The 24,995-nt window shown below is 61.4% G+C and carries 24 protein-coding genes and 1 tRNA gene; 12 read left to right on the top strand and 13 right to left on the bottom strand.

All coding sequences use genetic code 11. The features are described 5' to 3' along the window. Positions 1–5: 5 nt before the first annotated feature. Positions 6–95: transfer RNA gene (locus K3758_RS09440), tRNA-Ser, on the top strand. Between the two features lie 111 nt (positions 96–206). Here K3758_RS09440 and K3758_RS09445 read toward each other — a convergent pair. The 4 genes from K3758_RS09445 to K3758_RS09460 form a co-directional block, all read right to left on the bottom strand. After that, entirely contained in the window at positions 207–497 is a 291-nt protein-coding gene (locus tag K3758_RS09445) for a hypothetical protein (RefSeq protein WP_259944258.1), read from the bottom strand. A 435-nt stretch (positions 498–932) separates the two neighbouring features. Beyond that, positions 933–1,529: a L,D-transpeptidase gene (locus tag K3758_RS09450; RefSeq protein ID WP_409202598.1), complete on the bottom strand. Its 597-nt coding sequence runs from the start codon at positions 1,527–1,529 to the stop codon at positions 933–935. A 111-nt stretch (positions 1,530–1,640) separates the two neighbouring features. After that, positions 1,641–3,278, bottom strand: coding sequence for an FAD/NAD(P)-binding protein (locus tag K3758_RS09455; RefSeq protein ID WP_259944259.1), 1,638 nt, complete (start codon positions 3,276–3,278; stop codon positions 1,641–1,643). Between the two features lie 140 nt (positions 3,279–3,418). Beyond that, positions 3,419–3,988 (bottom strand): DUF882 domain-containing protein, encoded by a 570-nt coding sequence (locus K3758_RS09460; RefSeq protein WP_120351067.1) that lies wholly within the window; start codon positions 3,986–3,988, stop codon positions 3,419–3,421. A gap of 331 nt (positions 3,989–4,319) precedes the next feature. Here K3758_RS09460 and K3758_RS09465 point away from each other — a divergent pair, with 331 nt between their 5' ends. The 4 genes from K3758_RS09465 to K3758_RS09480 are packed head-to-tail and all read left to right on the top strand — an operon-like array spanning position 4,320 to position 8,566. Further along, entirely contained in the window at positions 4,320–5,936 is a 1,617-nt protein-coding gene (locus K3758_RS09465) for a murein L,D-transpeptidase (protein ID WP_409202599.1), read from the top strand. 34 nt (positions 5,937–5,970) lie between these two features. Further along, positions 5,971–7,062 (top strand): UDP-3-O-(3-hydroxymyristoyl)glucosamine N-acyltransferase, encoded by a 1,092-nt coding sequence (lpxD, locus tag K3758_RS09470; protein WP_259944262.1) that lies wholly within the window; start codon positions 5,971–5,973, stop codon positions 7,060–7,062. Between the two features lie 33 nt (positions 7,063–7,095). After that, the gene (locus tag K3758_RS09475; protein WP_259944264.1) at positions 7,096–7,353 is read left to right on the top strand and encodes an acyl carrier protein; all 258 of its coding nucleotides are present in this window, start codon (positions 7,096–7,098) and stop codon (positions 7,351–7,353) included. Between the two features lie 4 nt (positions 7,354–7,357). Beyond that, a complete protein-coding gene (locus K3758_RS09480; RefSeq protein ID WP_259944265.1) occupies positions 7,358–8,566 on the top strand; it encodes a beta-ketoacyl synthase in 1,209 nt (402 codons plus the stop codon). A 74-nt stretch (positions 8,567–8,640) separates the two neighbouring features. Here the strand turns inward: K3758_RS09480 and K3758_RS09485 are convergent, their stop codons facing one another. After that, positions 8,641–9,291 carry an invasion associated locus B family protein gene (locus tag K3758_RS09485; RefSeq protein ID WP_259944266.1) on the bottom strand — a complete coding sequence of 217 codons (651 nt, stop codon included), beginning with the start codon at positions 9,289–9,291 and terminating at the stop codon, positions 8,641–8,643. Positions 9,292–9,759: 468 nt separating this feature from the next. Here K3758_RS09485 and K3758_RS09490 point away from each other — a divergent pair, with 468 nt between their 5' ends. Beyond that, entirely contained in the window at positions 9,760–11,301 is a 1,542-nt protein-coding gene (locus tag K3758_RS09490; RefSeq protein ID WP_259944268.1) for a DUF853 domain-containing protein, read from the top strand. Positions 11,302–11,374: 73 nt separating this feature from the next. On the opposite strand, the gene K3758_RS09495 is transcribed toward K3758_RS09490, so the two are convergent. From K3758_RS09495 to K3758_RS09520, 6 genes are all read right to left on the bottom strand, one after another. Then, positions 11,375–12,679 (bottom strand): branched-chain amino acid ABC transporter permease, encoded by a 1,305-nt coding sequence (locus K3758_RS09495; protein ID WP_259944269.1) that lies wholly within the window; start codon positions 12,677–12,679, stop codon positions 11,375–11,377. Beyond that, a complete protein-coding gene (locus K3758_RS09500; RefSeq protein ID WP_259944270.1) occupies positions 12,676–13,686 on the bottom strand; it encodes a branched-chain amino acid ABC transporter permease in 1,011 nt (336 codons plus the stop codon). Before K3758_RS09500 ends, K3758_RS09495 begins: the two co-directional genes overlap by 4 nt. Before the next feature lie 2 nt (positions 13,687–13,688). Further along, positions 13,689–14,510: an ABC transporter ATP-binding protein gene (locus K3758_RS09505; protein WP_093926183.1), complete on the bottom strand. Its 822-nt coding sequence runs from the start codon at positions 14,508–14,510 to the stop codon at positions 13,689–13,691. After that, a complete protein-coding gene (locus K3758_RS09510) occupies positions 14,507–15,289 on the bottom strand; it encodes an ABC transporter ATP-binding protein (protein WP_259944272.1) in 783 nt (260 codons plus the stop codon). The genes K3758_RS09505 and K3758_RS09510 overlap by 4 nt, the downstream gene beginning before the upstream one ends. Before the next feature lie 87 nt (positions 15,290–15,376). Beyond that, complete coding sequence (locus K3758_RS09515) at positions 15,377–15,538, bottom strand: hypothetical protein (RefSeq protein WP_259944274.1); 162 nt, start codon at positions 15,536–15,538, stop codon at positions 15,377–15,379. Positions 15,539–15,685: 147 nt separating this feature from the next. Beyond that, the gene (locus K3758_RS09520) at positions 15,686–16,870 is read right to left on the bottom strand and encodes an ABC transporter substrate-binding protein (RefSeq protein WP_259944275.1); all 1,185 of its coding nucleotides are present in this window, start codon (positions 16,868–16,870) and stop codon (positions 15,686–15,688) included. A 186-nt stretch (positions 16,871–17,056) separates the two neighbouring features. Here K3758_RS09520 and K3758_RS09525 point away from each other — a divergent pair, with 186 nt between their 5' ends. Beyond that, positions 17,057–18,154 (top strand): PQQ-dependent sugar dehydrogenase, encoded by a 1,098-nt coding sequence (locus K3758_RS09525; protein ID WP_259944277.1) that lies wholly within the window; start codon positions 17,057–17,059, stop codon positions 18,152–18,154. A gap of 3 nt (positions 18,155–18,157) precedes the next feature. Here the strand turns inward: K3758_RS09525 and K3758_RS09530 are convergent, their stop codons facing one another. After that, positions 18,158–19,162, bottom strand: a complete 1,005-nt coding sequence (locus tag K3758_RS09530; RefSeq protein ID WP_120351075.1) for a GlxA family transcriptional regulator — start codon at positions 19,160–19,162, stop codon at positions 18,158–18,160. A 191-nt stretch (positions 19,163–19,353) separates the two neighbouring features. Between K3758_RS09530 and K3758_RS09535 the strand changes: the two genes are divergently transcribed. Beyond that, positions 19,354–20,724 carry a class II 3-deoxy-7-phosphoheptulonate synthase gene (locus K3758_RS09535; protein ID WP_259944279.1) on the top strand — a complete coding sequence of 457 codons (1,371 nt, stop codon included), beginning with the start codon at positions 19,354–19,356 and terminating at the stop codon, positions 20,722–20,724. Positions 20,725–20,816: 92 nt separating this feature from the next. On the opposite strand, the gene K3758_RS09540 is transcribed toward K3758_RS09535, so the two are convergent. Further along, entirely contained in the window at positions 20,817–21,476 is a 660-nt protein-coding gene (locus K3758_RS09540; protein WP_259944282.1) for a PAS domain-containing protein, read from the bottom strand. Between the two features lie 281 nt (positions 21,477–21,757). On the opposite strand from K3758_RS09540, the gene K3758_RS09545 reads away from it, so the two are divergent. From K3758_RS09545 to K3758_RS09560, 4 genes are read left to right on the top strand one after another with little or no spacing between them, the layout of a single operon-like run. Further along, entirely contained in the window at positions 21,758–22,648 is an 891-nt protein-coding gene (locus tag K3758_RS09545) for a YicC/YloC family endoribonuclease (RefSeq protein WP_259944284.1), read from the top strand. A gap of 3 nt (positions 22,649–22,651) precedes the next feature. Then, entirely contained in the window at positions 22,652–23,299 is a 648-nt protein-coding gene (gene gmk, locus K3758_RS09550) for a guanylate kinase (RefSeq protein WP_259944286.1), read from the top strand. Next, positions 23,296–23,817 carry a gamma carbonic anhydrase family protein gene (locus K3758_RS09555; RefSeq protein ID WP_259944290.1) on the top strand — a complete coding sequence of 174 codons (522 nt, stop codon included), beginning with the start codon at positions 23,296–23,298 and terminating at the stop codon, positions 23,815–23,817. The genes gmk and K3758_RS09555 overlap by 4 nt, the downstream gene beginning before the upstream one ends. A gap of 1 nt (position 23,818) precedes the next feature. After that, positions 23,819–24,871, top strand: coding sequence for an ATP-binding protein (locus tag K3758_RS09560; protein ID WP_259950048.1), 1,053 nt, complete (start codon positions 23,819–23,821; stop codon positions 24,869–24,871). Positions 24,872–24,995 lie beyond the last annotated feature (124 nt).

Raw genomic sequence — 24,995 nt, forward strand, 5'->3', positions numbered from 1 at the left:
TCAACGGAGCGGTGGCCGAGTGGTCGAAGGCGCACGCCTGGAAAGTGTGTAGGCGGGAGACCGTCTCCAGGGTTCGAATCCCTGTCGCTCCGCCATTTTCCCTTTTTGAGAATATAGTTTTTCAGCCCGTCTGGGCCGTTCGCTGATGCATGCAAGAAAGCCCGGCACCTTTCGGTCCGGGCCTTCTCAGTTCTATTCATGATGCCTCAGCGGGAATCGTTACCCGCGCCAAAACCGCCATAGGCAAAACCTTCGCCCAAGCTGCCCTGCAAGCCGTTGGTTGAGAAGGTGGCGACAGGCGCAGGTTCGTCCGAGGATGTTTCTAGCCGAAGGTCTGCGGCGCGTTCGTTGGGACGGGTGGCACCGGCCTGCTCAGCGTAGACGACGCCAGAGGTCACGGAGGTATCGAGCCGCAGGTCTTCATAGCGGGTCGACTGACCGGCAACGCTGGCAGTGGCGATCAGAGTGGCGGCGGCAGTTGCGATAAAGAGTTTCATTTTCAGGTCCTTTCAGGTTTGGGAAAGGGCGGCGGCTTACTCGCTCTGGGGAGAGGCGGGGAGGTCGGGAGGCCCGTTCGATACAATGATATTAAAGGGTGACAGTGCGCTGTTACAAAGCAACTCGGCTCACCGCGCCGTGTCAAAGCGAGACGCCCCGCGATTGAACCGTAACAATTGGCGGTAACTGGCCAACGGACTGTTTAGTATATGTTTTTCCGACTTTCAGGCGTTTGATGCGCTCTGCAAGCAGGGGCCAAATGCCCCCTTCAAGCCCTGTTGCAGACCCGTCGCAGGAACGTGTCCCACGCCGCTGCACGGCCTGCTCCTCAGCCCGTGTAGAATGTTTCAATCTTTGCGTTTGGTTTGGCGGCAAAGAAAAGCCCGAAGCGGATATTCTCCGCTCCGGGCACTCTGTTTGTAATGCGGGATCACTTAGCCCAGCGGCTCGTAAAGCACCACGCGGGTGTTCATCGGTACCCGGTCGTAAAGCTCGGCCATCTGGTCGTTCACCAGACGGGCGCAGCCGTTGGAGACGCGCTTGCCCAGCGTGCTGGGATCGTTGGTGCCATGGATCCGCAGAAAGGTGTCGCCGCGCTCTTCGGTAAAGAGGTAGAGGCCCCGAGACCCTAGCGGGTTGTCCAGACCGCCATCCATACCATCGGCGTATTTCTCGTATTTCTCCGGCTCACGGTCGATCATATCCGGCGTCGGGGTCCAGCTTGGCCATTCTTTCTTTGCACCCACGTAGAACTCACCGGATTCGTAGAGACCGGGGCGACCGACGCCCACGGTATAGCGCCACGCCATATTGTCGGGCAGCGTCCAGTAGAGCGCGAAGTTATCGGGATCGACGTGGATCTCATAGGGCGGCGCCCCCGCCGCGATCGGCACTTTGCGCGGCATCATCTCTGGCGGCACATCATAGTTCGGCATTTTCTTGGGCGGATGCGCCAATGCGGGCGTGGCGAGGCCGCCGCTGAATGCTGCGCCGCTGGCTGCTATACCGGTGATGAAATGTCGTCTTCTCATTGCGTCGTTCCCCTATTCTTCAATCTCGTGTTGAAGGGGAAACCGTTTCAGGGCCGGGCTGTTCCATCATTATAACGGGATCACAAACTGTTGTAGCTTTTCAACAGCGCTTTAGGCCGACAGTCTTTCAATCACGCCCTGCGCCCAACGGTCGGCGGATTGGCCAAAGCAATCATGCAGCGAATCCACCGCCGTCACGCTGCCAAGCGCCAAACGGCCCAAGAGACAAAGGCCGAGAACGGGCTGTTCGCCTTGGTCACATAGGGTGCCGTCGGGCGCAATCGCCGCGGCCAGATCGGTTGAGACCGGCGCGAGGAGGTCCTGCGTGATGAGGTCGGGCAGGGGCGGGCCCTTGATGTTGGAGAGGTCCGGCGCGGGAAGCACCGCGTCGATAATGACTGAGACTTTCGCCGCCCGCCCTTGTGAGCGGAGGGTCCAACCTTGCTCTGTCTCCGCGATTTCGGGGTTCATGGTGAGCGCCAGATCAACCAATCCCGCGTCAATCAGGGCCAGCAGTTCTCGCGCCGACGACAGGGGCGGCCCGTAAGAATACCGCTTTAGCCCCTCGTCGAAGTCTATCAACCGCTTTGCCGTCTCCGGGGTTGCGTGGCCCGGATTGAAGGCCGCGCGCCATTGATCCTGCCATTTGCGCCAAACCTGCCCAAGCGCGTAGCCGGGGCTTGGTGCGACCTCTCCGGCGGCTAGGTCTATCCCATAGCGCAGGGCGTCCATCGGGGGCAGACGGTCCTGCGCGCCGGGGTCTGACCATTCCGTTTGCAGCCAGTCCAAGATCTGCGCCTTGCTCACATTCTGCGGCCCAAGGATGCGGGCCACCACGGGCACCAAGGCCCCAGAGATAAGCGAGGATGCCACCTCAGGCCCCGCGCTGACCGCTGCCGTGGCGGCTTGGGTAAAACGGGTGGTCTCCTCCGGTGATGGCTCGAAAAGCGCGTCGAGGGCGGCATTTCCCGGTTTGGGGAAAGGCGGCTGACCGTTGAGCGAGAAGGGCAGAATGCGCCTCGGCTCCCGGCCCGAGGCGTGATAGCCCGCCGCATCGAAACCGCCGCCCTGCGCCGTGGTCAGGCTGCGCAACACGTCATAGGTCGACAGACCCAAGCCCCGGATGGCGACTTGCTTGCCCTGCCAGCCCGCCGCCTGTTCACCGAGCGCTGCCGCAGGATAGGCCTGCGCGACCTCCGCCTTGGTCTGCGCCGCGTGATCTTGCCAACCGGCCCATTGCGCGTCCGCCTCTACGGGCGGCTGGCCGAGGGTGAGAAGGACCTCGTTATAGACTGCCTCCGCGCCGGACTCCGATTCGACACGCCAGCCTAAGTCTTTCCGCGAGATCCGCGAGACTTGGGCCGGGATCAGCCTGAGCGTCGCGCCGGTTTTCTTAAAACCCTGTGTAAAAAGATCATCCCAACGCGCGTTGAGGTAGCGACCCATATCGGCGCGGGATGGGAAACTGTCGGGATCGATGGGCTTGTCTTGCCAGTCCGCAAAGCGCCCCACGGTCGTTCCTTGCGGCGGCCGGATGGCGATATCGCGGTATGGGATGTTGAGCAGACAATAGGCCGGCTCTGATGGGGCGAAGTTTGGTCCGGCGCCGGGGTAGGGGCCGGGCTCGTAAATATCGATCTGCACGCGGCGGTCGGTGGTCTTGAGGCGCTGCGACAGGGCCTCCAACGCGCCAAGGCCCCGTGGCCCGAATCCGATCACCGCAATTCGCGCTGTACCCTTTGCCTGCATGTCACCCCCCGGCCTTATTCCAGCGCGACCGTAGAGGCGCGCCACGGCAGGGGAAAGCCCGCGCGCACCAAAAGCACCTAACAAAAAAGGCACCCGAAGGCGCCCTTAACAAATCACTCATTTCACCGGAGAGGCTGCGATCAGCCGCCCCAGCTGCGCACCGAGCCGCAGTCCATATGGGTGAAGTTGGAGCCGGAGTAGCGCCCAACACCGCCGCCGCCGCAGGCCATCGCCGCACGGGCCACCTGATGCACCGAGCGCGATGCGAGGCGCAGGTCAGCGGCCTGACCTTTGAGGTGCAGCGAGTTCTTGGCCACACCGCTAGAGCGGGAGCGCAACATCGCGTTGGTCTTCGGGCTGCGGTAGCCGGACAGGAGCATATAGGGCTCATTCACATCCAGCAGGTTATGCGACGCGGCCATGATGTCGACGGTACGCAGGTCCATGTTGGTGACCTCATCCGTCCGCCAATCGCGCATGAAGTGGTTGATCTCGGCAAAGGCGTCTTTGATATAGTGACCTTCGATCCAATAGATCATGTCCAGCCGTTCGCCTGTGCGGCCGGAGAACATGCGGATGCGGCGAATATCGCCAGCGCCACGCAGAAAACCTGCCGCGTTAGAGAAGGTGGGAGCTGCTGCAACGGTGGTTGCTGCGAATGCACCCAGAAGGGCGCGTCGGGTCATACCCGAGGAGCTTGTGCCTGTCATGTGTCTCTGTCCCGTCGTCTGCCTAAGTTACCCAAGATGTTACATGGGCCATTCATCTCATCCCCAGATGCAACATTGTTATTGCATAGCGGGAAAATCTGACCAAGGGCTGAATCGGAAAGGTTCCCGAGAGGTGCAAATTTAGGCAATTTTTTGCGCAATGCGGTTAAAAAACCCAGTGTTTACAGGGAAAACCGATGCCCGATGCGCACAGACCAAAACCAGATTTCTCTGCGAACGGAAATTTGAATGGACTTGCGCGTCCTATTATTGGCAAACCGGGCAGGCAATAGGGTCGCTCGGCGGCAATGGTATATTTACGGGGAACGACATGGGATTCAGCGCGACATTTTCACGGCATCTGCCCAAACTTATCGCGGGGCTGGCCCTAATGATTACGGCGTTGGTCTTTGCCGTTCCCGCCACGGCGCAGGTCACTGCTTTCAAACAGGCGGTCGCCGAGGCCGCCGCGCAAGACGATGATATCGCCGCTTTCTACCGCGAAAATGACTACGCCGCGATCTGGACCGGTGCCGCCGAGGAACACCGTGTGCGCCGTTCGGAACTGCTGCGGGCGATCACCACGGCGGATGACCACGGCCTGCCGGTGACGCGCTATAACCCCGATGCCGTTCTGGACATGCTGCGCAACGCGCAGAGCCCGCGCGACCGGGGATTCGCCGAAGTTGAACTGAGCCGCGTCTTTCTGCGCTACGCCCGCGACATACAGACCGGCGTGCTGATCCCCAAGCGGATCATCAGCCAGATCGTGCGTGAAATCCCTTACCGTGACCGCAAGACCTATCTGCAAGACCTGCCCAAATCCACTCCCGCTGCTTATTTCCGCGCCCTGCCGCCGCGCAGCCTTGAGTATAATGCGCTGCTCAAAGAGAAAATCGCGATGGAAAAGCTGCTGTCGCAGGGCGGTTGGGGCCCGTCGGTTCCCGCAGGCAAGCTTGAGCCGGGCGATACTGGCAATGACGTGATCGCACTGCGCAACCGTCTTATCGCCATGGGCTATCTGGAGCGGTCCAACGCCGTTGGCTATGACGCCAGCCTCACCGATGCCGTGCGCCAGTTCCAAGAAGCCCATGGGCTGAACACCGATGGTGTCGCAGGTCCGGCCACGATGAAGCAGATCAACATCGGCGTAGAGCAGCGGCTGCAATCGGTCATGGTGGCGCTGGAGCGCGAGCGGTGGTTTAACACCGACCGCGGCAAACGTCATATCCTTGTGAACATCCCCGATTTCTCGGCCAAGATCATCGACGATGGCAAGACCACCTTCCAGACCCGCTCGGTCGTTGGTGCCGCCCGCGAAGACCGCCCCACGCCCGAATTTTCGGATGTGATGGAGCATATGGTGGTGAACCCAAGCTGGTATGTGCCGCGCTCGATCATCGTGGGGGAATACCTGCCGCAGCTCAAGCGCAACTCCTATGCCGTGAACCATATTGAGATCACAGACAGCCGGGGCCGCAAGGTGAACCGGGGTGCGGTGAACTTCAACAAATACACCGCGCGGACCTTTCCCTTTGCCATGCGCCAGCCGCCCAGCAACACCAATGCTCTGGGTCTGGTGAAGTTCATGTTCCCCAACAAGTACAACATCTACCTGCATGACACTCCAGCCAAGAGCCTGTTTGACCGCGATGTGCGGGCCTTCAGCCATGGCTGCGTGCGTCTGGCCGAACCGTTTGAGTTTGCCTATGCGCTGATGGCCCCGCAGTCTGCGGATCCCGAAGGCGAGTTTCAGGCCGTGCTGCGCAGCGGACGCGAGACCCGGATCGTCTTGGAAGAGCAGGTGCCCGTGCATTTGATCTACCGCACCGCCGTCACCAATGCCCGTGGCCATACCGAGTACCGCGATGACGTCTATGGCCGGGATGCGCTGATCTGGAACGCGCTGGCCAAGGCGGGGGTGGCCTTGCGCGGCGTTCAGGGGTAACTCTCGGGCGCGCAACAAGTAAGGGCCGCCCGAAATGACCTATAGTGTTCAGCAAATTGCCAAAGCCGTCGGCGCCACCGCCGAGGGCGACATCGAACTCATGGTCAGCGGCGTTGCCGAACCGGCCAGCGCCAAACAGGGTGAGATGGCGCTGGCGATGGACCCGCGCTATGCCAGCAGCCTTTCTGAGGGTGCCGCCGAGGTGGCGATGCTTTGGGAAGGGGCGGATTGGCGGGCTCTGGGGCTGAAGGCCGCGATCCTGCCCAACCGCCCGCGCTATGCGCTTTCCGGCGTGACGCGCATGCTCGACAAAGGGCAGGGGTTCAAACCGGGCATCCATCCTACAGCCGTGATCGACCCCGAGGCCGTGCTTGGCTATGATGTCTCGGTCGGGCCGCTGGCGGTGATCTCTGCCGGGGCGCGGATTGGCGCGGGCAGCGTGATCGGGCCCCTGTGTTTTGTCGGCGTGGATGCATCACTGGGCGAAGGCTCTTTCCTGCGCGAACATGTCAGCATCGGTGCGCGGGTCAGCATCGGGGCGCGTTTCATCGCCCAATCGGGCGTGCGTTTGGGCGGCGATGGTTTCTCTTTCGTGACGGCGGAACTTTCGACCGTGGAAAGCGCGCGGCAGACCTTGGGCGATCAGGGCGACGCCGCACCGCAGCCTTGGACCCGCATTCATTCGCTTGGCGCTGTGACCATCGGCGCGGATGTTGAGATGGGCATGGGCTCCACCATCGATAACGGCACCATCCGCGACACCCGCGTGGGCGATGGCACGAAAATCGACAACCTCGTCCACATCGGCCATAACGCGGTGATCGGCAAAAACTGTCTGCTTTGCGGGCAGGCCGGGGTCGGTGGTTCGACCCGTGTGGGCGACAATGTCGTGCTGGGCGGGCAGGTCGGTCTGGCCGATAACATCACCATCGGTGACCGGGTGATCGCGGGCGGCGGGACGGTTGTGCTGTCCAACGTGCCCGAGGGCCGGACCATGCTCGGGTACCCCGCCACGCAGATGAGCAAACAAACCGAAATCTACAAAGCATTGCGGCGCTTGCCCAAACTGCTGCGTGATGTCGCGGCCCTGCAAAAGGTGGTTTCCAAAGCCGACAAGGCTGACTAAACCTGCCGCGGACATATGTTGAGGGACGCAGCCATGAGCACTCAGGATCAGGTCATTACCATCCTCGCCGAACAGGCCATGATCGAGCCGGAGGATGTCACGCTCGACAGCACGCTCGAGGATCTGGGCATCGACAGCATGGGGGTCGTCGAATGCATCTTCGCCATAGAAGAGACATTCGACATCAACGTGCCTTTCAATGCTAACAGCCCCAGCGAGAGCAATTTCGACATTTCGACTGTGCGTAGCATCGTGGCCGGGGTGGACCGGCTAAAGGCCGAACAGAGCTGAGCCCATGAAAAGAGTTGTCATCACAGGCGCCGGCACGATCAACGCTCTGGGCCTGTCGGTGCCAGAGACACTCGCCGCGATGCGCGAAGGCAAATGCGGCATCGGCCCGCTTGAGTTCCGCGATGTGGAGCGGCTGGCCATCCGCATCGGTGGACAAGTGCGCGGGTTTGAGGCCGAAGGCCGCTATAACCGCCAGCAAATCGCGCTTTACGATCGGTTCACGCAATTCACCCTCACGGCCGCCCGCGAAGCGATTGAGCAGTCGGGGCTGACCTTCACCGATGAGTTGGCGGCCCGTGCCGGTGTGGTGCTGGGCACGGCGGGCGGTGGCGTGTCCACGTGGGACGACAATTACCGCGCGGTCTATGAAGAGGGCAAAAATCGGGTGCATCCCTTTGTGGTGCCCAAGCTGATGAACAATGCCGCCGCGAGCCATGTCAGCATGGAATGGAACCTGCGCGGCCCGTCCTTCACCGTGTCGACCGCCTGTGCTTCGTCCAACCACGCGATGGCGCAGGCTTTCGCGATGGTCCGCTCCGGCATGAGCCCGGTGATGGTGACGGGCGGCTCGGAATCGATGCTCTGTTTTGGCGGGGTGAAGGCTTGGGAAGGGCTGCGCGTCATGAGCCGCGATGCTTGCAGGCCCTTTTCGGCCAACCGCAATGGTATGGTGCAGGGCGAGGGCGCGGGGGTCTTTGTCTTCGAAGACTATGACCACGCGCGGGCACGGGGGGCCGAAATCCTTTGCGAGGTTGCAGGTTTCGCCATGACCTCGGATGCCAGCGACATCGTCATGCCCTCCAAGGCCGGGGCCGCGCGGGCCATGCAGGGGGCGCTGCAGGATGCCGGGATCAACCGCGGAGAGGTCGGCTATATCAATGCTCATGGCACCGGGACGGCGGCCAACGACAAGACCGAATGCGCCGCCGTGGCGGATGTTTTCGGCACCCATGCGGATCGCTTGATGATTTCCTCCACCAAGTCGATGCACGGCCATGTCATCGGCGGCACCGGCGCGGTTGAGCTTTTGGCCTGTATCATGGCGTTGCGCGATGGGGTGATCGCCCCCACCATCGGCTATGAAGAACCCGACCCGGAATGCGCCCTAGACGTGGTGCCCAATGAGGCGCGGGAGGCGCAGGTCGATGTGGCGCTCAGCAATGCCTTCGCCTTTGGCGGGATGAACGCCGTCTTGGCGCTGCGCCGCACCTGATCCCAGAACCAGCAACGAAAAATGCCGCCCCCGAGGTCGGGAGCGGCATTTAAACTCACGTCACCGGCAGTGTCTTACTGCTCGATCACCGACACTTCGTCATAGCCCGCGGTGAACCCGTCGAGCGAGAGTGTCAGCTTCACTTCTTGATCCGGGGCAAGGGCGGGCACGATGGTCAGCACCGCTTGCTTGCCGCGCTTGAAGGCGCCGATATCGGCATCTGTCAGACCCATCCGCACATAGCAGCCCACCGGGTTGCAGAAAGCATAGGGATAGCGGCGGGCTTTGCCACCGTCGACCGACAGGGTCAGCTGTGCGGGCAGGGCGGTCTCAAGCGGGACAACAACCGTGGCACCGGCTTTGGCCTGACCACCATCAGGCAAACGGAAAAGCGAGACTTCGGCAACCGGCGCGCCTTCGCCATCCGCAAGGAGCTGGTACATCTGGCAGGGGTCGACCTCTTCTTCGGTCTTGATGCAGCGCATCTCCCAGGAGCCAATCTCTTTCTTGGTGTAGGGCTTGCCCAGTTCGGGGTCTTTGTCCGCGTCTTCGCCAAGGCTCAACTGCTCTTCGATCTGAGCGGCATTGCCGCTGGTGCCGGGCTGGAGCTGCTGCTCTTCGGTCTGGGCAGGCTGTTCTTCCGTGGCGGTCTGGGCGAAAGCCGTCATCGGGGCCGTCAGTGCAAGCGCTGCACAAAGCGGCAGGGCGGTCATAAACTTGCTCATGTCATATCCACATTTGTTGCGTTACCGCCCCTTACCACGCCGCCCCGGGATTGTCAGTGGCCATGGGGTCATTTCACTCGTGGTTCGGGCGATTTCATGCCGACCTGCGAGGGGGCAGTTTCCCCACGTTCTCAGGGGTTTAGACCCCAAAAATGCAAAAGGGGACGCAGCGCGCCCCCTTTCCGTGTACTTTCTCCCCGTCGGACTGGGCCGACTTATTAATGCCACGTTAGGCAAGCAGGTGATGCCGGTCAACAGGAAAAATGCGACAATCTGTCAGGGGCCCGCGACAGTCCTTGGCAGAAAAAGGGCCGCACCCGAGGGCGCGGCCAAGTCTAACAGGGAGGAAGTACACCCACCCGAAAGAAGGACATGCGGGCGGGGTGCCTTCACTATGGCGCGCAAAGGTTAAGTTTGTATGCTCTAGTGGAACGGACGAATGGCTAAAATTGACAGAAAGGCCCCAGCGTGAGCAGTGACATCTTTATCGGCGGCGGCGGTCCCGACCATGCGACCAAGCAATTTCTCGACCTCGGCTATGCCAACCGCCACGGGCTGATCGCGGGGGCGACGGGCACGGGCAAGACGGTGACGCTGCAAATCCTTGCCGAGGGTTTTGCCAATGCCGGGGTACCGGTGTTTCTGTCGGATGTGAAAGGCGATCTGTCCGGCCTTGCAGTCGCGGGAAGCGAGACCGCCAAACTGCATGTCCCCTTCACCGAACGCGCGGCAAAGATCGGTTTTGACGACTATGCCTATCAATCCTTTCCGGTGACCTTTTGGGATCTTTTTGGGCAGCAGGGCCACCCCGTCCGCACCACCGTTTCCGAGATGGGCCCGCTGCTGATCGCCCAATTGCTCAGCCTTTCTGAGGCGCAGGAGGGCATCCTGAACATCGCCTTTCGCGTGGCCGACGAAGAGGGGATGCCGCTTTTGGACCTGAAAGACCTGCAATCCCTGCTGGTCTGGGTGGGCGAGAATGCGAAGGACTTGGCGCTGCGTTATGGCAATGTCTCGACCGCGTCGGTGGGCACGATCCAGCGGCGGCTGTTGGTGCTGGAGAACCAAGGCGGCGCGCAGTTGTTTGGCGAACCGGCGCTGGCGCTGTCGGACCTCATGCGCTGCGATGCCGAAGGCCGCGGACGGATCAACATCCTCGCCGCCGACAAACTCATGGCCTCGCCCAAGCTCTATGCCACCTTCCTGCTGTGGCTCATGTCCGAGCTTTTCGAGGAACTGCCCGAGGTCGGCGACCCCGACAAACCGAAGCTCGTGTTCTTCTTCGACGAAGCGCATCTGCTGTTTGACGACGCGCCTAAGGCGCTGGTCGACAAGGTAGAGCAGGTGGCACGCCTGATCCGCTCTAAGGGGGTCGGCGTCTATTTTGTCACCCAAAACCCGGCCGATGTGCCCGACGATATCTTGGGCCAGCTTGGCAACCGGATCCAACACGCGCTGCGCGCTTTTACGGCGCGCGACCGCAAGGAACTGCGCCAAGCCGCAGAGACCTACCGCGAAAACCCGCGTTTCGACACCGAAGAGGCGATCCGCGAGGTCGGCGTGGGCGAGGCGGTGACCTCTATGCTGCAACGCAAGGGCGTGCCGGGCGTGGTGGAGCGCACCTTGATCCGCCCGCCGTCTTCTCGGCTGGGGCCAATCACGGTGGCAGAGCGTGCGGCGGTGCTGGCGGAGTCCGATCTGGCGGGGAAATATGAGACCGTTCAAGACCGCAACTCGGCCTATGAGATGCTGAAGGCCCGCGCCGAAGCGGCGGCCAAAGAGGCCGAGAAAATCGAAGCCGCCGCCGAGGCAGAGGATGAAGCCGCCCGCGAGTTTCAAAAGGCCCGCCGCTATGGCGGGGCGCGCAGCAGCGGCGGCAGCCGGTCGGGCCGCAAGGCATCAAACGGGTTTGGCGATGCCATCGCAAGCGCGGTGATCAAGGAACTGAAAGGCACCACCGGGCGCCGTATCGTACGCGGCATCTTAGGCGGCTTGTTCAAAGGGCGCTGAGAGGCTGGACAGACAAAAAAGGGGCGCGGTAGCAATACCGCGCCCCTTTTCGTGAGGGGATCTCACCCACAGCTTACCGCTCGGGGATCAACCCGCGTGGGCTGAAGCGCAGCACCAGCAGCAGCACGATGCCCATGGTCAACAGCCGCATATGCGCAGCGCTCTCGATCAGATGCGCCTTCAATGCCGAGCCTTCGGACATGCCAGCGGTGATCAGGCTCATCAGCCACAGACCCATTGGTTCGACCTGCACCCAGAGGAACCAGATCAGGAAACCACCCAAGATCGCGCCGAAGTTGTTGCCCGACCCGCCAACGATCACCATCACCCAGATAAGGAAGGTAAAGCGCAGCGGCTGATAGGTACCCGGCGTCAACTGGCTGTCCATCGTGGTCATCATCGCACCCGCAATGCCGCAGATGGCAGAGCCGAGGATGAAAACCTGCAAATGCCGCGCGGTGACATCCTTGCCCATGGCTTCAGCCGCGACTTCGTTGTCACGGATTGCCCGCAGCATCCGACCCCAAGGGGAATGCAGCGCACGCTGGCTCATCCACAGCAAAAGGATCAGCACCGCCGCGAAAAGCGCGATATAAAGCAGCTTGACCCAAAGCGTCGAGGCCTCCACCGGGTCAAACCCGAAGCCGGCGGCGCGTTCCACAAAGGAGGCGCTGTTCTGCAGATCGATCTCATAGGGCACCGGACGGGGCAGGCCGATCACGTTTTTCACGCCGCGGCTCATCCAGTCTTCGTTTTTCAGCACCGCGATGATGATCTCGGCAATCCCCAGCGTGGCAATCGCCAGATAGTCCGACCGCAGGCCAAGCGCCGTCTTACCGATCAGCCAAGCCGCCCCCGCAGCAAAGAGACCACCCACAGGCCAAGAGATCAGCACCGGCAGGCCAAGACCACCAAGATAGCCGGTCTGCGCGGGGTTGATCGCCTCGACAGCCTCAACCGCAGGGTCGAGAAGGGCGCGGAAGATGAAGAAACCGATGACCAGCACCGCAATCACCGCAAGGGTGCGCGCCGTGCCGGGGGCCATGCGCTTCATCAGCATGACCGCCGCCACGACGGTGCCCGCCCCAAGGGCCAGCGCCCCCAGAATGGCGAAACCACCGGTGGACCAAGCGCCCTCGGTCGGGGGCATGGAGACCAGCACAGCCGCCAGACCACCCAAGGCGACAAAGCCCATGACGCCGACGTTGAACAGCCCCGCAAAACCCCATTGCAGGTTCACCCCAAGCGCCATGATCGAAGAGATCAGGCCCATGGCGATGATAAGCAGGGCAGAGTTCCAGCTTTGGGCGAAGCCGGTGTAGATGATCATCAGGGCGATGATCCCGAAAAGGATCGTGTTTTTCACAGTCTGGGTCATACCGATTTCCCCTTGAACAGGCCGGTGGGCTTGATCAGCAGAACGATCAGAAGAATGACGAAGCTGACCGCAAATTTGTAATCCGTGCTCATAAGCTGCACCAAGCCGTCAGGCTGCAGCCCTTCGGGCATCACATAGCCCAGCACCTTTTTCCACGCATAGGTGATCGTGACTTCGCTGAATGCGATCACGAAGCCGCCCGCGATCGCCCCCACCGGAGAGCCAAGCCCGCCGACGATGGCCGCCGCGAAGATCGGCAGCAGAAGTTGGAAATAAGTGAAGGGTTTGAACGACTTATCAAGACCGTAAAGTGTGCCCGCGATGGTCGCGAGTGCGGCCACGATCATCCATGTGATCATCACCACCCGCTCAGGGTTGATGCCCGACAAAAGCGCCAGATCCTCGTTATCTGAATAGGCCCGCATGGATTTGCCCGCCCGGGTCTTGTTGAGGAACCAGAACAGCACGGCCACAACGATGATCGCGGTGATGATGGTGATGCCTTGGGTCGTCTTGAAGGCCAGACCTTCGCGCAGGCCGGTCATCTCTTTGAAATCCCGCGCCGACATGATGAAACGCTGCCCGTCGAGGAAGTTCTGATCGTCCGCGCCAATGATGAAGCGGGTGATGCCGTTGTAGATAAAGGTCACACCAAGGCTGACGATCACCAAAATCACCGGCTTGGCCTTTTGCTCACGGTAGAACTTATAGACCACCCTGTCGGTGCCCAGCACCAGCAGCATGGCAAAGCCGATGCCGAAGGGCAGGGCCAGAAGCGCCGTGGGCAGCACGCCGAGGCTGAGACCCATGGATTGGAACAGCCATGTTATCAGGATCGTCGCCATGGTGCCCATGGCCATCGTGTCGCCATGGGCGAAGTTGGAAAACCGCAGGATGCCGTAGACCAGCGTCACGCCAAGCGCGCCAAGCGCCAGCTGCGAGCCGTAGGCGATGCCCGGAATGAGCACATAGTTCGAAAGTGCAATAATTGCGTTGAGCAGATCCATGTTCAGCCCCCCAGAAACGATTTGCGGACTTCAGGATCGGCCAAAAGCTCCTTGCCGGTGCCGGTAAAGGCGTTCGCCCCCTGCACAAGCACATAGCCTTTGTCTGCGATCTCAAGCGCTTGACGGGCGTTTTGTTCGACCATCAGGATCGGGATGCCGGTGCGGGCCACCTCGATGATCCGGTCGAAAAGTTCGTCCATCACGATGGGCGAGACACCCGCTGTCGGCTCATCCAGCATCAAGACCTTAGGTTGGGTCATCAACGCCCGGCCCACGGCGACCTGCTGGCGTTGACCGCCCGACAATTCGCCCGCCGCCTGATTGCGCTTTTCCTTGAGGATCGGGAAGAGGTCATAAACCTGCGCCATCGTATCGCGGAAATCATCACGGCGGATGAAGGCCCCCATCTCTAGGTTCTCTTCGACCGTCATCGAGGTAAAGATGTTTGAGGTCTGGGGCACAAAGCCCATGCCCTTGGCCACCCGGTCTTGCGGGCTGAGGTTGGTGATATCCTCCCCATCCAGCCGCACATGGCCCTTGCGCATGTCGAGCATGCCAAAGACCGCCTTCATACCAGTGGATTTGCCCGCACCATTGGGGCCGACGATCACGGCGATTTCGCCGCGATCCACCGCGATGGTGCAGTCATGCAGAATGTCGGGGCCTGCGCCGTATCCGGCGGTCATGCTGTCGCCGATCAGAAAGGGGCCGCCGGGGGCGGGGTGAGTTTTGCCGCTGGCCTTGGGCATGATGCTGCCTTGGCCCTTTGCGTTGCCGACCGACCAATCTTTGTTGCCGCGGTCGCCGTAGGGATCATTGCTCATGCGCCTACCTTGTCCTTGTTCTTCAGGCCGGTGCCGAGATAGGCCTCGATCACCTGCTCGTTCGCCTTGATCTCATCCAGCGTGCCTTCGGCCAGCACGTGACCCTCTGCCATGCAGATCACTGGATCGCAAAGGCGGCCGATGAAATCCATGTCATGTTCGATGACGACGAATGTGTAATTGCGTTCTTGGTTCAGGCGGATGATGGCGTCGCCGATGGTGTTGAGCAGCGTCCGGTTCACACCCGCGCCGACCTCATCCAGAAAGACGATCTTGGCATCCACCATCATGGTGCGGCCCAGTTCCAGCAGCTTTTTCTGGCCGCCCGAGATCTGACCGGCCTTTTGTTCGGACAGATGTTCGATGGTCAGGAATTCCAGCACCTCATCGGCTTTGGCTTTCAGCGCGCGTTCCTCATCGGCGATGCGCTTGGTGCCGAACCATGTGTTCCACAGTGTTTCGCCCGACTGTTTGCCCGGCACCATCATCAGGTTCTCACGGCATGACATCGACGAAAATTCATGCGCAATCTGGAAGGTGCGCAGCAGCCCTTTATGGAACAGCTCATGCGGGGGCAGGCCAGTGATGTCTTCACCGTCCATGGTCACCCGGCCCGAAGTGGGCTGCAGCACGCCTGCGATTACGTTGAACAGCGTGGTTTTCCCCGCGCCATTGGGGCCGATCAATCCGGTGATCGATCCCTTTTCAATCGACAGGCTTGCCCCGTCGACGGCGTGAAACCCGCCGAAGTGTTTGTGTACGTCGTCTACGACGATCATATGTCCATCCCCGTGTCCGCCACCTTGTGGCTGGTTTTTATTGGTCGTCTTGCGGTGGGCCGCGCATATCCGCGCTGCCTTACCTGTTTACAGTCTGCTGAGATTCTTGGAAGGGACCGCTGCGGCCCTTTTATGAAGAAAGCTTGCCGCTGCCTCGTTAAAGGCAGATCGCGCAGCATTGCCGAAATCACGCTCAGCAAGATACATGCTCAGAGCCCTGACCGGCACGGCCATCGGTTGCTTTTTCATCCTGTCCTCCCAGACGGGACGTGTTTTCCACGTCCTCAATAGAAGTTTTGTACTTGCTGCCTGCGCGGAAGAAAAGCCGATTTCCCAAGCAAAAGGCCCGATCGCGATGCGACCGGGCCTCTGCAAGCGCTTCAGACGAAGCTTAGATCAGCGGTAGCCGACCGTCACCATCTTACCGTCTTTCATCTCGATCTCACGGTAGCTGCCCGCGCTTTCGCCCGGTCCGATCAGCTCAACCGCCGACGCACCGACATAGTCGACATCGCCGCCGTCTTTGATGATCTGCAGCGCTTTGCCCAGCTCACCCGGCAGGATTTTTTCACCCGGTGCGTTGGCGACTTCCATCACTTTTTCTTTGTACATGGCCGGATCGTTAGAGCCTGCCGCCTGCATCGCCAGCAGCATCAGAGCCGCCGCGTCATAGGCTTCGGGCGAGAAGGCGTTGGTCGGCTCGAAACCGGCTTCTTCGCCCATCTTCTTGTAGTTGTCCGGACCTTCGCCAGCCGCACTTGGGTTCTGACCGAAAGAGCCATCCGCGATCTCGGCGAATTTTTCTTCCAGCGTGTCCGAGACCATGCCATCGGGGAACATGAAGGTGTCGAACGCGCCTGCGTCCAGCGCGCCGTTCACGATGCCGGCACCGCCCTGGTCGACGTAGCCTGCAACGATCAGCACTTCACCACCAGCAGAGGCCAGCGCGCCGACTTCGGCGGAATAGTCCGCTTTGCCGTCTTCATGCGATGTGTTGATGGTGACGGTGCCGCCGGATTCCTTGAACGCGGTTTCAAAGCTGTCGGCCAGACCTTTACCATAGTCGTTGTTGGTATAGGTGACGGCGACTTCTTTGATGCCACGGTCGTTCAGGATGTCGGCCATGACCTGACCCTGACGCGCGTCCGACGGCGATGTGCGGAAGAACAGGCCGTTGTCTTCGACGGTCGACAGAGCAGGCGAAGTCGCCGATGGCGAGATCATCACGATGCCGTTCGGAATGGCGACGTTCTGCAGCGAGGCAGTCGTCTCGCCCGAGCACATGCCGCCCACAATACCGCTGACGCGATCAGAGGTGATCAGACGCTCAGCAGAAGCCACGGCTAGACCCGCGTCGATGCAGCCGGTGTCGCCACGCTCGGACGAAACGGTGGCACCGTCGAGGAACATGCCGGATTCATTAACTTCGGAAATCGCCAGTTCAGCCCCGGCAGCCATGTCATTGGCCAACGATTCCAGCGGGCCGGTGAAGCCCAGCAGAATGCCGATTTTTGTGTCTTCTGCATGCGCGCCGGTGGCGAGCAAAGCTACGGCCGTTGTGGCCATCAATATTTTTTTCATTTGGTTCTCTCCCTTAGTTGAACTCTCGTTCTGATCGAACGTTAGGTCGTGGTTTCGAAAAAGAAAAGGCGATTTATCAAGTGTTCTGCGCGGGCGGCTTTTCGCGTGTGCCGAGTGGGATGCTGGAAATGGGTGGCACGCTGGCTATGTCTTGTTCCAAGCCCCCATGCTCAAAGGAGCCTGCCCATGACATCCGCCAAACACTTCGCGACCGCCACTTTCATCGGCCTTAGCAGCCTCTGCGCCGCAGGCGCGGTGAGCGCCCAGAGCAGCCTGACGATCACCCCCATGGCCGAGGATCTAGAGGCCCCTTGGGGCATCGCCCCCATGCCCGGTGGCGGTCTGCTGGTGACCGAGAAGGCCGGACGTTTGATCTACCAAAAAGACGGCGCACGGCATGAGGTATCGGGCCTGCCGCAGGTGGCCGTGGTCGGGCAGGGCGGCCTGTTGGACATCACCCTGGCCGAGGATTTCGCGCAGAGCCGCCTGTTGTTCCTGACCTATGCCAAACCCCAAGAAGGCGGCGGCGCGGGCACCGCTTTGGCCAGCGCGCGCCTGTCGGAAGATGGCCGCAGTCTGGAGACCCTGACCGAGCTTTTCGCCATGAAACCGGGCAGCAACGGCGGGCAGCACTTCGGCTCTCGCGTGGTCGAGGCGCCGGATGGCACGCTGCTGGTGACCATCGGCGAACGGGGCGATCGCCCCGCAGCCCAAGAGCGCAGCACCCATAACGGCAGCATCATCCGCGTGAACCGCGACGGTTCGGTGCCCGACGACAATCCCTTTGTCGATATGCCCGATGTGCTGCCCGAGATCTGGTCCTACGGCCACCGCAACCCGCAAGGCGCGGGGCTGGATCTGGAAGGGCGGCTTTGGGTGTCGGAGCACGGGGCCAAGGGCGGCGACGAGGTGAACCGCATCACCAAAGGCACGAATTACGGCTGGCCGGTAATTTCCTACGGGGAGCATTATTCGGGCGCGAAGATCGGCGAGGGCACCTCGAAAGAGGGGATGGCGCAGCCCGAATTCTACTGGGATCCCTCCATCGCGCCTGCGGGGCTGGTGGTCTACTCCGGCGCGCAATTCCCCGAGTGGAAAGGCGATATCTTCGTAGGCTCGCTCAAGTTCGACTACATCGCTCGGCTGAGTGGTGACCCGCTGGAAGAGGTCCAGCAGATCAAAACCGCCGAGACTGCCCGCGTGCGCGATGTCGTCGAAGGCCCCGAAGGTGCGATCTGGTTCATCTCAGAGGGCAATGGCACCGTCTACCGGATCACGCCTTGACCCTCAGGCGGGCTGCCGGGTGGATTGGCTGCCGCGCTCGCGATAGGGCGTGGTTTGATAATGCGCGCGGTAGCATTTAGAGAAATGCGAGGGCGACGCGAAACCGCAGGCCAGCGCCACGTTAATCACGCTCATATCCGTCTGCATCAACAGGTTACGCGCCTTTTGCAGCCGCAGCTCCATATAGTACCGTTTGGGGCTGCGGTTCAGGTAACGCCGGAACAGCCGCTCCAGCTGGCGGGTCGACATGCCAACATCCCGCGCAAGGATCGAAGGGCTGATCGGCTCTTCAATATTACGCTCCATCTGCTGAATGACTTGGCTGAGTTTGGGATGCCGCACACCGATTCGGGTGGGCACCGACAGGCGCTGCGTGTCTTGGTCCGTGCGGATCGACGAATAGATCAGCTGATCCGCTACGGCATTGGCGGTTTCTTCGCCGTGGTCATCGGCGATGAGTTTCAGCATCAAATCCAGAGACGAGGTGCCGCCCGCCGTGGTCAACCGGTTGCCGTCCACCACGAAAACCGATTTCGTCAGGATAACCTCTTCGAATTCCTCGCCAAAGCTGTCTTGATTCTCCCAATGGATCGTCGCGCGTTTGCCATCCAGCAGCCCGGCCTTGGCCAGCGTGTGCGCTGCGGTGCACAGGCCGCCCACCACCAACCCTTTGCGGGCCTCGCGGCGCAACCAGGCCAACAGCTTCTTGGTGGTCGCCGCCTGCACGTCGAGGCCGCCGCAGATCACAATCGTGTCGTCGCGGCCCAATTCCTCTAACCCGCCATCAAGCGCAAAGACCGCGCCGGCCGAGCTTGTGCAGGTCTCACCGCTTTCGCCCACGGCCTGCCATTGATAGACCTCGCGTTCGAGCATGCGGTTGGTGATACGCAGGCATTCCACCGCCGAGGCAAAGCTCAGCAGGGTGAAATTCTCCAACAGCACAAAGACGAAGCGCCGCGGCTTGTCGGTCTGGGGGGGCATGCGGGTGGCCGGGCGCGGTTGGGACATCACGGCGTCTTTCTATTCAGGTCGTCTCTGCCGACATGTGCCATGGCCGCCAGAACTTGCCAAAAACATTGCCCACGGGCCTCACGCCACGTCAATAGGGCGCATTTCGGTTCTGGTCACTTTACCCGCGCCTTTGTATAGAGAAAGATCACGAAGCGCCGACACTCGGCGCTGTGGAGCGGAGTAGAAAGATGACAGACTGGAGCACCTCGAGCTGGCGCAGCAAACCGCGCGTCCAGATGCCCGATTACCCTGACCAAGCCGCATTGCAAGCGGTTGAGGCACAGCTGGCACGCTATCCGGTCCTCGTTTTTGCGGGCGAAGCACGCCGACTGAAGAAACATCTGGCCGCCGCTGGCCGTGGCGAAGCCTTCCTTTTGCAGGGCGGCGATTGCGCCGAGAGCTTTGAGCAGTTCAGCTCGGACGCCATTCGCGACACGTTCAAAGTGATGTTGCAGATGGCCATCGTGTTGACCCATGGTGCCAAAGTACCGGTGATCAAACTGGGCCGCATGGCCGGTCAATTCGCCAAACCGCGCAGCGCGCCGACCGAAGTGGTCGATGGTGTGGAACTGCCCAGCTACCGCGGTGATATCATCAACGATCTGGCCTTTAGCGAAGCGGCCCGCATTCCGGACCCGCAAAAGATGCTGCGCGCCTACACGCAGGCCGCCGCCACGCTGAACCTTTTGCGGGCCTTCTCGACCGGGGGCTATGCGGATGTGCATCAAGTCCACGGCTGGACCCTGGGCTTCACCGATGACGAAAAGGCCGAGAAATACCGCGAGATCGCGAACCGCATCTCTGACACCCTGGATTTCATGGCCGCCGCTGGCGTGACCGCGGAAACCGCGCACACGCTGCAATCGGTGGAATTCTACACCAGCCACGAATCCCTGCTGTTGGAGTATGAAGAGGCGCTTTGCCGCCGCGACAGCCAAACTGGCAAATGGTTGGCAGGCTCGGGCCATATGATCTGGATCGGCGACCGCACACGGCAGCCAGACGGCGCGCATGTGGAATTTGCCCGTGGTGTTCAAAACCCCATCGGCCTGAAATGCGGCCCCTCGATGACCAGCGATGACCTCAAGCAGTTGATGGCCAAGCTGAACCCCGAGAACGAAGAGGGCCGTCTCACCCTGATCTCGCGCTTTGGTGCGGGGCAGGTGGGCGATCACTTGCCGCGTCTGATCAAGACCGTGCAGGAAGAGGGCGCGAATGTCGTCTGGACCTGTGACGCGATGCACGGCAACACGATCAAATCCTCGACCGGTTACAAGACCCGGCCGTTTGATTCCGTGCTGCGCGAAGTGCATGAGTTCTTTGCCGTGCATAACGCCGAAGGCTCTGTCCCCGGTGGTGTGCATTTCGAGATGACCGGCCAAGACGTGACCGAATGCACCGGCGGTGTGCGGGCGGTCAGCGACGAAGACCTGTCGGACCGCTACCACACCGCCTGCGACCCGCGCCTTAACGCCAGCCAATCGCTGGAATTGGCGTTCTTGGTTGCCGAAGAACTGTCGAACCGCCGCACGGCACAGACAGCGCGGGCAGCTGGGTAACAGACGCGGCCTTGGCCGACCCACGATGAGATCAACGCCGCCCCGCATAATGCAGGGCGGCGTTTTTTACGTTCGAAGGGCAGGTTTGCGCGCTATTCCTGTTCTGACTGCACCAGACGCAGGTAGGGCGGCAGATCTCCCATCTTGGCACTGGTGAAGCTGGCTTTTCCCTCTGCAAATCCGGTTTCCCTTGGCAAAGTTGATTGTTGCAACGGAGCGGCATAGCGCAACGCTCTGGTCGCTCCGCCAATGCCGCTGCGCCGTGTCGCTTGCGCCAGATCGAAACGCCGCGGGGTTTGGCCGACCTCGCCCTGCACGACCAGACAGCCCAGCACCCGGCTGACATCGCCCAGATCGCTTTTAAGCGGCAAAAGCAGCATGCGCCCTGTCAAAGCCGGTCGCCCATAGGAGGCAGCCGCGCTGAGATGCAGGGTGGTTTGACCGGGCAGTTGAAAAACCTCTTCCAGCGCCTCGCTGACGCGGGGACGCGATTGCGTGCCGAAAAAGGCGGTGATTGGCATGCCCCGCACCTCCATCCCCATAAGGTCGCGCAGATGGCCGCCCGCGATACGCAACCGCCCAACACCCACCGCGACACGTTCAAGGATAAAGGCGTATTCCAGCGCGGCCTCTATTCCGCGCGGGTCGATATCGGACCGCCGCGGCATCAATCTGTTGCCACGCAAGGCTTCCCAATAGGCTTCGACCTGCGCCAGCGGGCCATAGCCAACATGCGTCCGATGATCTGACATGGCGACAACATTCTGCGCGGTGTGGCCGGTATTGCCCATTGAAACTCACCCATAAGGACTTGGCCAATACAGCAGCCGTTTTTGAAACGACAGCGGCACAATGCGGCCGAAATGATTACCAAATCATTAATACCGCAGGCGGTTAAGGAATTCGTCATGCTTTCGCTGAAGTGGTTAACGCGTGAGCCAAGGGATCCGCCGGGCCGAGGGGGCGGGGGCTTGCCCCTCGCGGGGGTTTCGCCGTAAGGCAGGACATGACCGCCCTTGCAAGGAACGCGCCGATGATCAGGTCCATGACAGGTTTCGCCTCTGCCTCCGGCGCTTTGGAGGGTTGGAGCTGGTCTTGGGAGCTGCGCGCGGTCAATGGCAAAGGGCTCGACCTGCGGCTGCGCGTGCCCGATTGGGTCGAGGGGCTTGAGGCCGCCCTGCGCAAGCAGATTTCGGCGGAGGTGGCGCGGGGCAATATCACCTGCAACCTGCGCATCTCCTCGGCTGAGAGCGACGGCAGCTTGCAGGTCAACGCGGCGCATGTCGACACGCTGCTGACCGCCCTGCATGAGATTGAGGCCCGCGCGATGGATGCCGGTGTGTCGCTCGCGCCTTCGCGGGCAAGCGACATTCTCACCATGCGCGGCGTGCTGGAACAGGCCGAGCAGGCACAGGACATCGACGCGCTGCGCGACGCTTTGCTGTCGGAAATGCCCGCCTTGCTGCGCGACTTCAACGCCATGCGTGAGCAGGAAGGCGCGGCGCTGGCCGCGGTGATGCAGGACCAGTTGACCGAGGTCGAAAACCTTGCCGCCGAAGCCGCCGCTTTGGCCGAGGCGCGCCGCGAAGACAGCGCCACCAATCTGCGCCGCAACCTCGCGCGGGTGCTCGACAACAGCGAAGGCGCGGATGCCGACCGGGTGGCGCAGGAACTGGCCTTGATCGCGGTCAAAGCCGATGTCACCGAAGAGATCGACCGCCTCGCTGCCCATCTCGCTGCCGCCCGCGCGCTGATCGGGCAGGGCGGGCCGGTGGGGCGCAAGCTGGATTTCCTGATGCAGGAGTTCAACCGCGAAGCCAACACGCTCTGCTCCAAGGCGCAGAGCACGGAATTAACGACTGTCGGTCTGGCCCTGAAGGCGGTGATCGACCAAATGCGCGAACAAGTGCAAAATGTGGAGTAAGACGTGACCGACCCAAGCCGACGCGGCCTTCTGATCATTCTCAGTTCCCCCTCTGGGGCGGGCAAATCGACCATGGCCCGCGCCCTGCGCGCATGGGATCCGACGATTAACTTCTCGGTCTCCGCCACCACCCGCGCCCCCCGTCCGGGCGAGGAGGACGGCACCGATTACCGCTTTGTCGGCGAGGAGCACTTCCGTCAGGCCGTGGCCGAGGGCGAGATGCTGGAACATGCCCATGTCTTCGGCAATTTCTATGGCTCGCCCAAGGCGCCCGTGCAGGCGGCGATCGATCAGGGACAAGATATCCTCTTTGACATCGACTGGCAGGGCGCACAGCAGATCCGCAACTCGGATCTAAACACCCACACGCTGTCGATCTTCCTGCTGCCGCCCTCGATCACCGAGCTTAAACGCCGTTTGGAAAGCCGTGGGCAAGACGATGCCGAAACGATTGCCAAGCGCATGGGCAAAAGCTGGGACGAGATCAGCCACTGGGATGGCTATGACTTCGTGCTGGTGAATGACGACCTTGATCAGACCGAGGCGCGGCTGAAATCCATCATCACCGCCGCGCGGCTCCGGCTGAGCCAACAGCCCGCGATCAAGGACCATGTCCGCCGTCTGCAATCTGAATTTGAGGAGTTGAAATGACCCTTTACGCCCTTGCCGATGCCCGCCCCGATGTCTCTCCCGATGCTTGGGTCGCGCCGGATGCCAATGTGATCGGCAAAGTCACACTCGGGCCTGAAGCTTCTGTCTGGTTCGGCAGCACCCTGCGCGGCGACAATGAGATGATCACCGTGGGACGCGGCAGCAACGTGCAAGAGAATTGCGTCTTTCACACCGATATGGGATATCCGCTGACCGTGGGCGAGGATTGCACCATCGGTCATAAGGTCATGCTGCACGGCTGCACCATTGGCGACAACAGCTTGATCGGCATGGGGGCCACGGTGCTGAATGGGGCCAAGATTGGCAAGAACTGCCTGATCGGGGCAGGGGCGCTGATCACCGAAAACAAGGTGATCCCCGATGGGTCACTCGTTATGGGCGTGCCGGGCAAAGTGGTGCGCGAACTTGATGCACAGGCGATTCAACAGTTGACCGCCAGCGCCAAACACTATGCCGAAAACGCCGCGCGCTTCCGTCGCGATCTTGAACCGCTCTGACATGGGCAACACCGCCGTGACCCTTGCCGATGTGGTGGCGGCGCTGCCGCTGCCAAGCGTGGCCATCAACGCCGAAGAGCGGATCACCGTTCTGAACGCCCCCGCCGAAGATTTGCTGGGCAAGGGGCTACTGGGCCGCCACTTTGTCACCGCGCTGCGCCAGCCGGGGCTGGTCGAAGCGGTGGAGCGGTGTCTTTCGGGGGCAGGGCCCTGCCAAGCGCGTTTCACCAGCATTGGCGGCGAACACGGCACCACCTATGACGTCAGCCTGCGCCCGGTGGGCAACCACGGGATTGTCCTGCTCAGCTTCAACGATATAACCGAGATGGCCCAGGCAGGCCAAATGCGCCGCGATTTCGTGGCCAATGTCAGCCACGAGTTGCGCACCCCGCTGACCGCGCTCATCGGATTTATCGAAACGCTGCAAGGCCCGGCGCGTGATGACACGGCGGCGCGCGAGCGTTTTCTGGGGATCATGGCGCAGGAAGCCGAGCGGATGAACCGACTGGTGGGCGAGCTTTTGTCGCTCAGCCGGGTCGAGGCCGAAGAGCGCGTGCGCCCGGAAGTGCCGATTGACCTGCGCGATGTGCTGCGCGGCACCCTGCGCAACCTCGCCCCGCTGGCGGTGGATAGCAACGTGACATTGGCGCCGACATTGGGCGATGCCCCGGCGCTTGTGCTGGGGGATGCGGACCAATTGGTGCAGGTCTTTACCAATCTTATCGAGAACGCGATTAAATACGGCGGGCGCGACAACAGGGTCGAGATCTCGGTCAAAAGCACGGCCCATGACCCGGCGATGCGCGGCCCGGCGGTCTATGTCAGCGTGCGCGACCATGGCCCCGGCATTGATGCGATTCACCTACCACGCCTGACCGAACGGTTTTACCGCGTCGACAGTCACCGCAGCCGCGCGCTTGGGGGGACGGGGTTGGGTCTGGCCATCGTCAAACACATCATGAATCGCCACCGCGGACGCCTAAAGGTGACCAGCACCCCCGGCGAAGGGGCCGAATTCCGCGTGATTTTGCCGATGAAAACGGAATCTGACTAAATTTTGCAGAAATTTGGTGATTCAGGCCGACTGTCATGAAACTGTAACGTTGCTGTCACAAAAGCACAGCACCGCCTTCATAGACGGGGCGCAGATCACCATGGGGTGGTCACCAATTCGCATC

This window comes from Sulfitobacter sp. W002, assembly GCF_025142135.1.
Classification (GTDB): Bacteria; Pseudomonadota; Alphaproteobacteria; order Rhodobacterales; family Rhodobacteraceae; genus Sulfitobacter; species Sulfitobacter profundi.

What these genes read in the sequence shown, in the direction of transcription:
- K3758_RS09445 (WP_259944258.1), bottom strand. Translation starts at nt 497, where the DNA reads ATGAAACTCTTTATCGCAACTGCCGCCGCCACTCTGATCGCCACTGCC.
- K3758_RS09450 (WP_409202598.1), bottom strand. Translation starts at nt 1,529, where the DNA reads ATGAGAAGACGACATTTCATCACCGGTATAGCAGCCAGCGGCGCAGCA.
- K3758_RS09455 (WP_259944259.1), bottom strand. Translation starts at nt 3,278, where the DNA reads ATGCAGGCAAAGGGTACAGCGCGAATTGCGGTGATCGGATTCGGGCCA.
- K3758_RS09460 (WP_120351067.1), bottom strand. Translation starts at nt 3,988, where the DNA reads ATGACAGGCACAAGCTCCTCGGGTATGACCCGACGCGCCCTTCTGGGT.
- K3758_RS09465 (WP_409202599.1), top strand. Translation starts at nt 4,320, where the DNA reads ATGGGATTCAGCGCGACATTTTCACGGCATCTGCCCAAACTTATCGCG.
- lpxD (WP_259944262.1), top strand. Translation starts at nt 5,971, where the DNA reads ATGACCTATAGTGTTCAGCAAATTGCCAAAGCCGTCGGCGCCACCGCC.
- K3758_RS09475 (WP_259944264.1), top strand. Translation starts at nt 7,096, where the DNA reads ATGAGCACTCAGGATCAGGTCATTACCATCCTCGCCGAACAGGCCATG.
- K3758_RS09480 (WP_259944265.1), top strand. Translation starts at nt 7,358, where the DNA reads ATGAAAAGAGTTGTCATCACAGGCGCCGGCACGATCAACGCTCTGGGC.
- K3758_RS09485 (WP_259944266.1), bottom strand. Translation starts at nt 9,291, where the DNA reads ATGAGCAAGTTTATGACCGCCCTGCCGCTTTGTGCAGCGCTTGCACTG.
- K3758_RS09495 (WP_259944269.1), bottom strand. Translation starts at nt 12,679, where the DNA reads ATGACCCAGACTGTGAAAAACACGATCCTTTTCGGGATCATCGCCCTG.
- K3758_RS09500 (WP_259944270.1), bottom strand. Translation starts at nt 13,686, where the DNA reads ATGGATCTGCTCAACGCAATTATTGCACTTTCGAACTATGTGCTCATT.
- K3758_RS09505 (WP_093926183.1), bottom strand. Translation starts at nt 14,510, where the DNA reads ATGAGCAATGATCCCTACGGCGACCGCGGCAACAAAGATTGGTCGGTC.
- K3758_RS09510 (WP_259944272.1), bottom strand. Translation starts at nt 15,289, where the DNA reads ATGATCGTCGTAGACGACGTACACAAACACTTCGGCGGGTTTCACGCC.
- K3758_RS09515 (WP_259944274.1), bottom strand. Translation starts at nt 15,538, where the DNA reads ATGAAAAAGCAACCGATGGCCGTGCCGGTCAGGGCTCTGAGCATGTAT.
- K3758_RS09520 (WP_259944275.1), bottom strand. Translation starts at nt 16,870, where the DNA reads ATGAAAAAAATATTGATGGCCACAACGGCCGTAGCTTTGCTCGCCACC.
- K3758_RS09525 (WP_259944277.1), top strand. Translation starts at nt 17,057, where the DNA reads ATGACATCCGCCAAACACTTCGCGACCGCCACTTTCATCGGCCTTAGC.
- K3758_RS09530 (WP_120351075.1), bottom strand. Translation starts at nt 19,162, where the DNA reads ATGTCCCAACCGCGCCCGGCCACCCGCATGCCCCCCCAGACCGACAAG.
- K3758_RS09535 (WP_259944279.1), top strand. Translation starts at nt 19,354, where the DNA reads ATGACAGACTGGAGCACCTCGAGCTGGCGCAGCAAACCGCGCGTCCAG.
- K3758_RS09540 (WP_259944282.1), bottom strand. Translation starts at nt 21,476, where the DNA reads ATGTCAGATCATCGGACGCATGTTGGCTATGGCCCGCTGGCGCAGGTC.
- K3758_RS09545 (WP_259944284.1), top strand. Translation starts at nt 21,758, where the DNA reads ATGATCAGGTCCATGACAGGTTTCGCCTCTGCCTCCGGCGCTTTGGAG.
- K3758_RS09555 (WP_259944290.1), top strand. Translation starts at nt 23,296, where the DNA reads ATGACCCTTTACGCCCTTGCCGATGCCCGCCCCGATGTCTCTCCCGAT.
- K3758_RS09560 (WP_259950048.1), top strand. Translation starts at nt 23,819, where the DNA reads ATGGGCAACACCGCCGTGACCCTTGCCGATGTGGTGGCGGCGCTGCCG.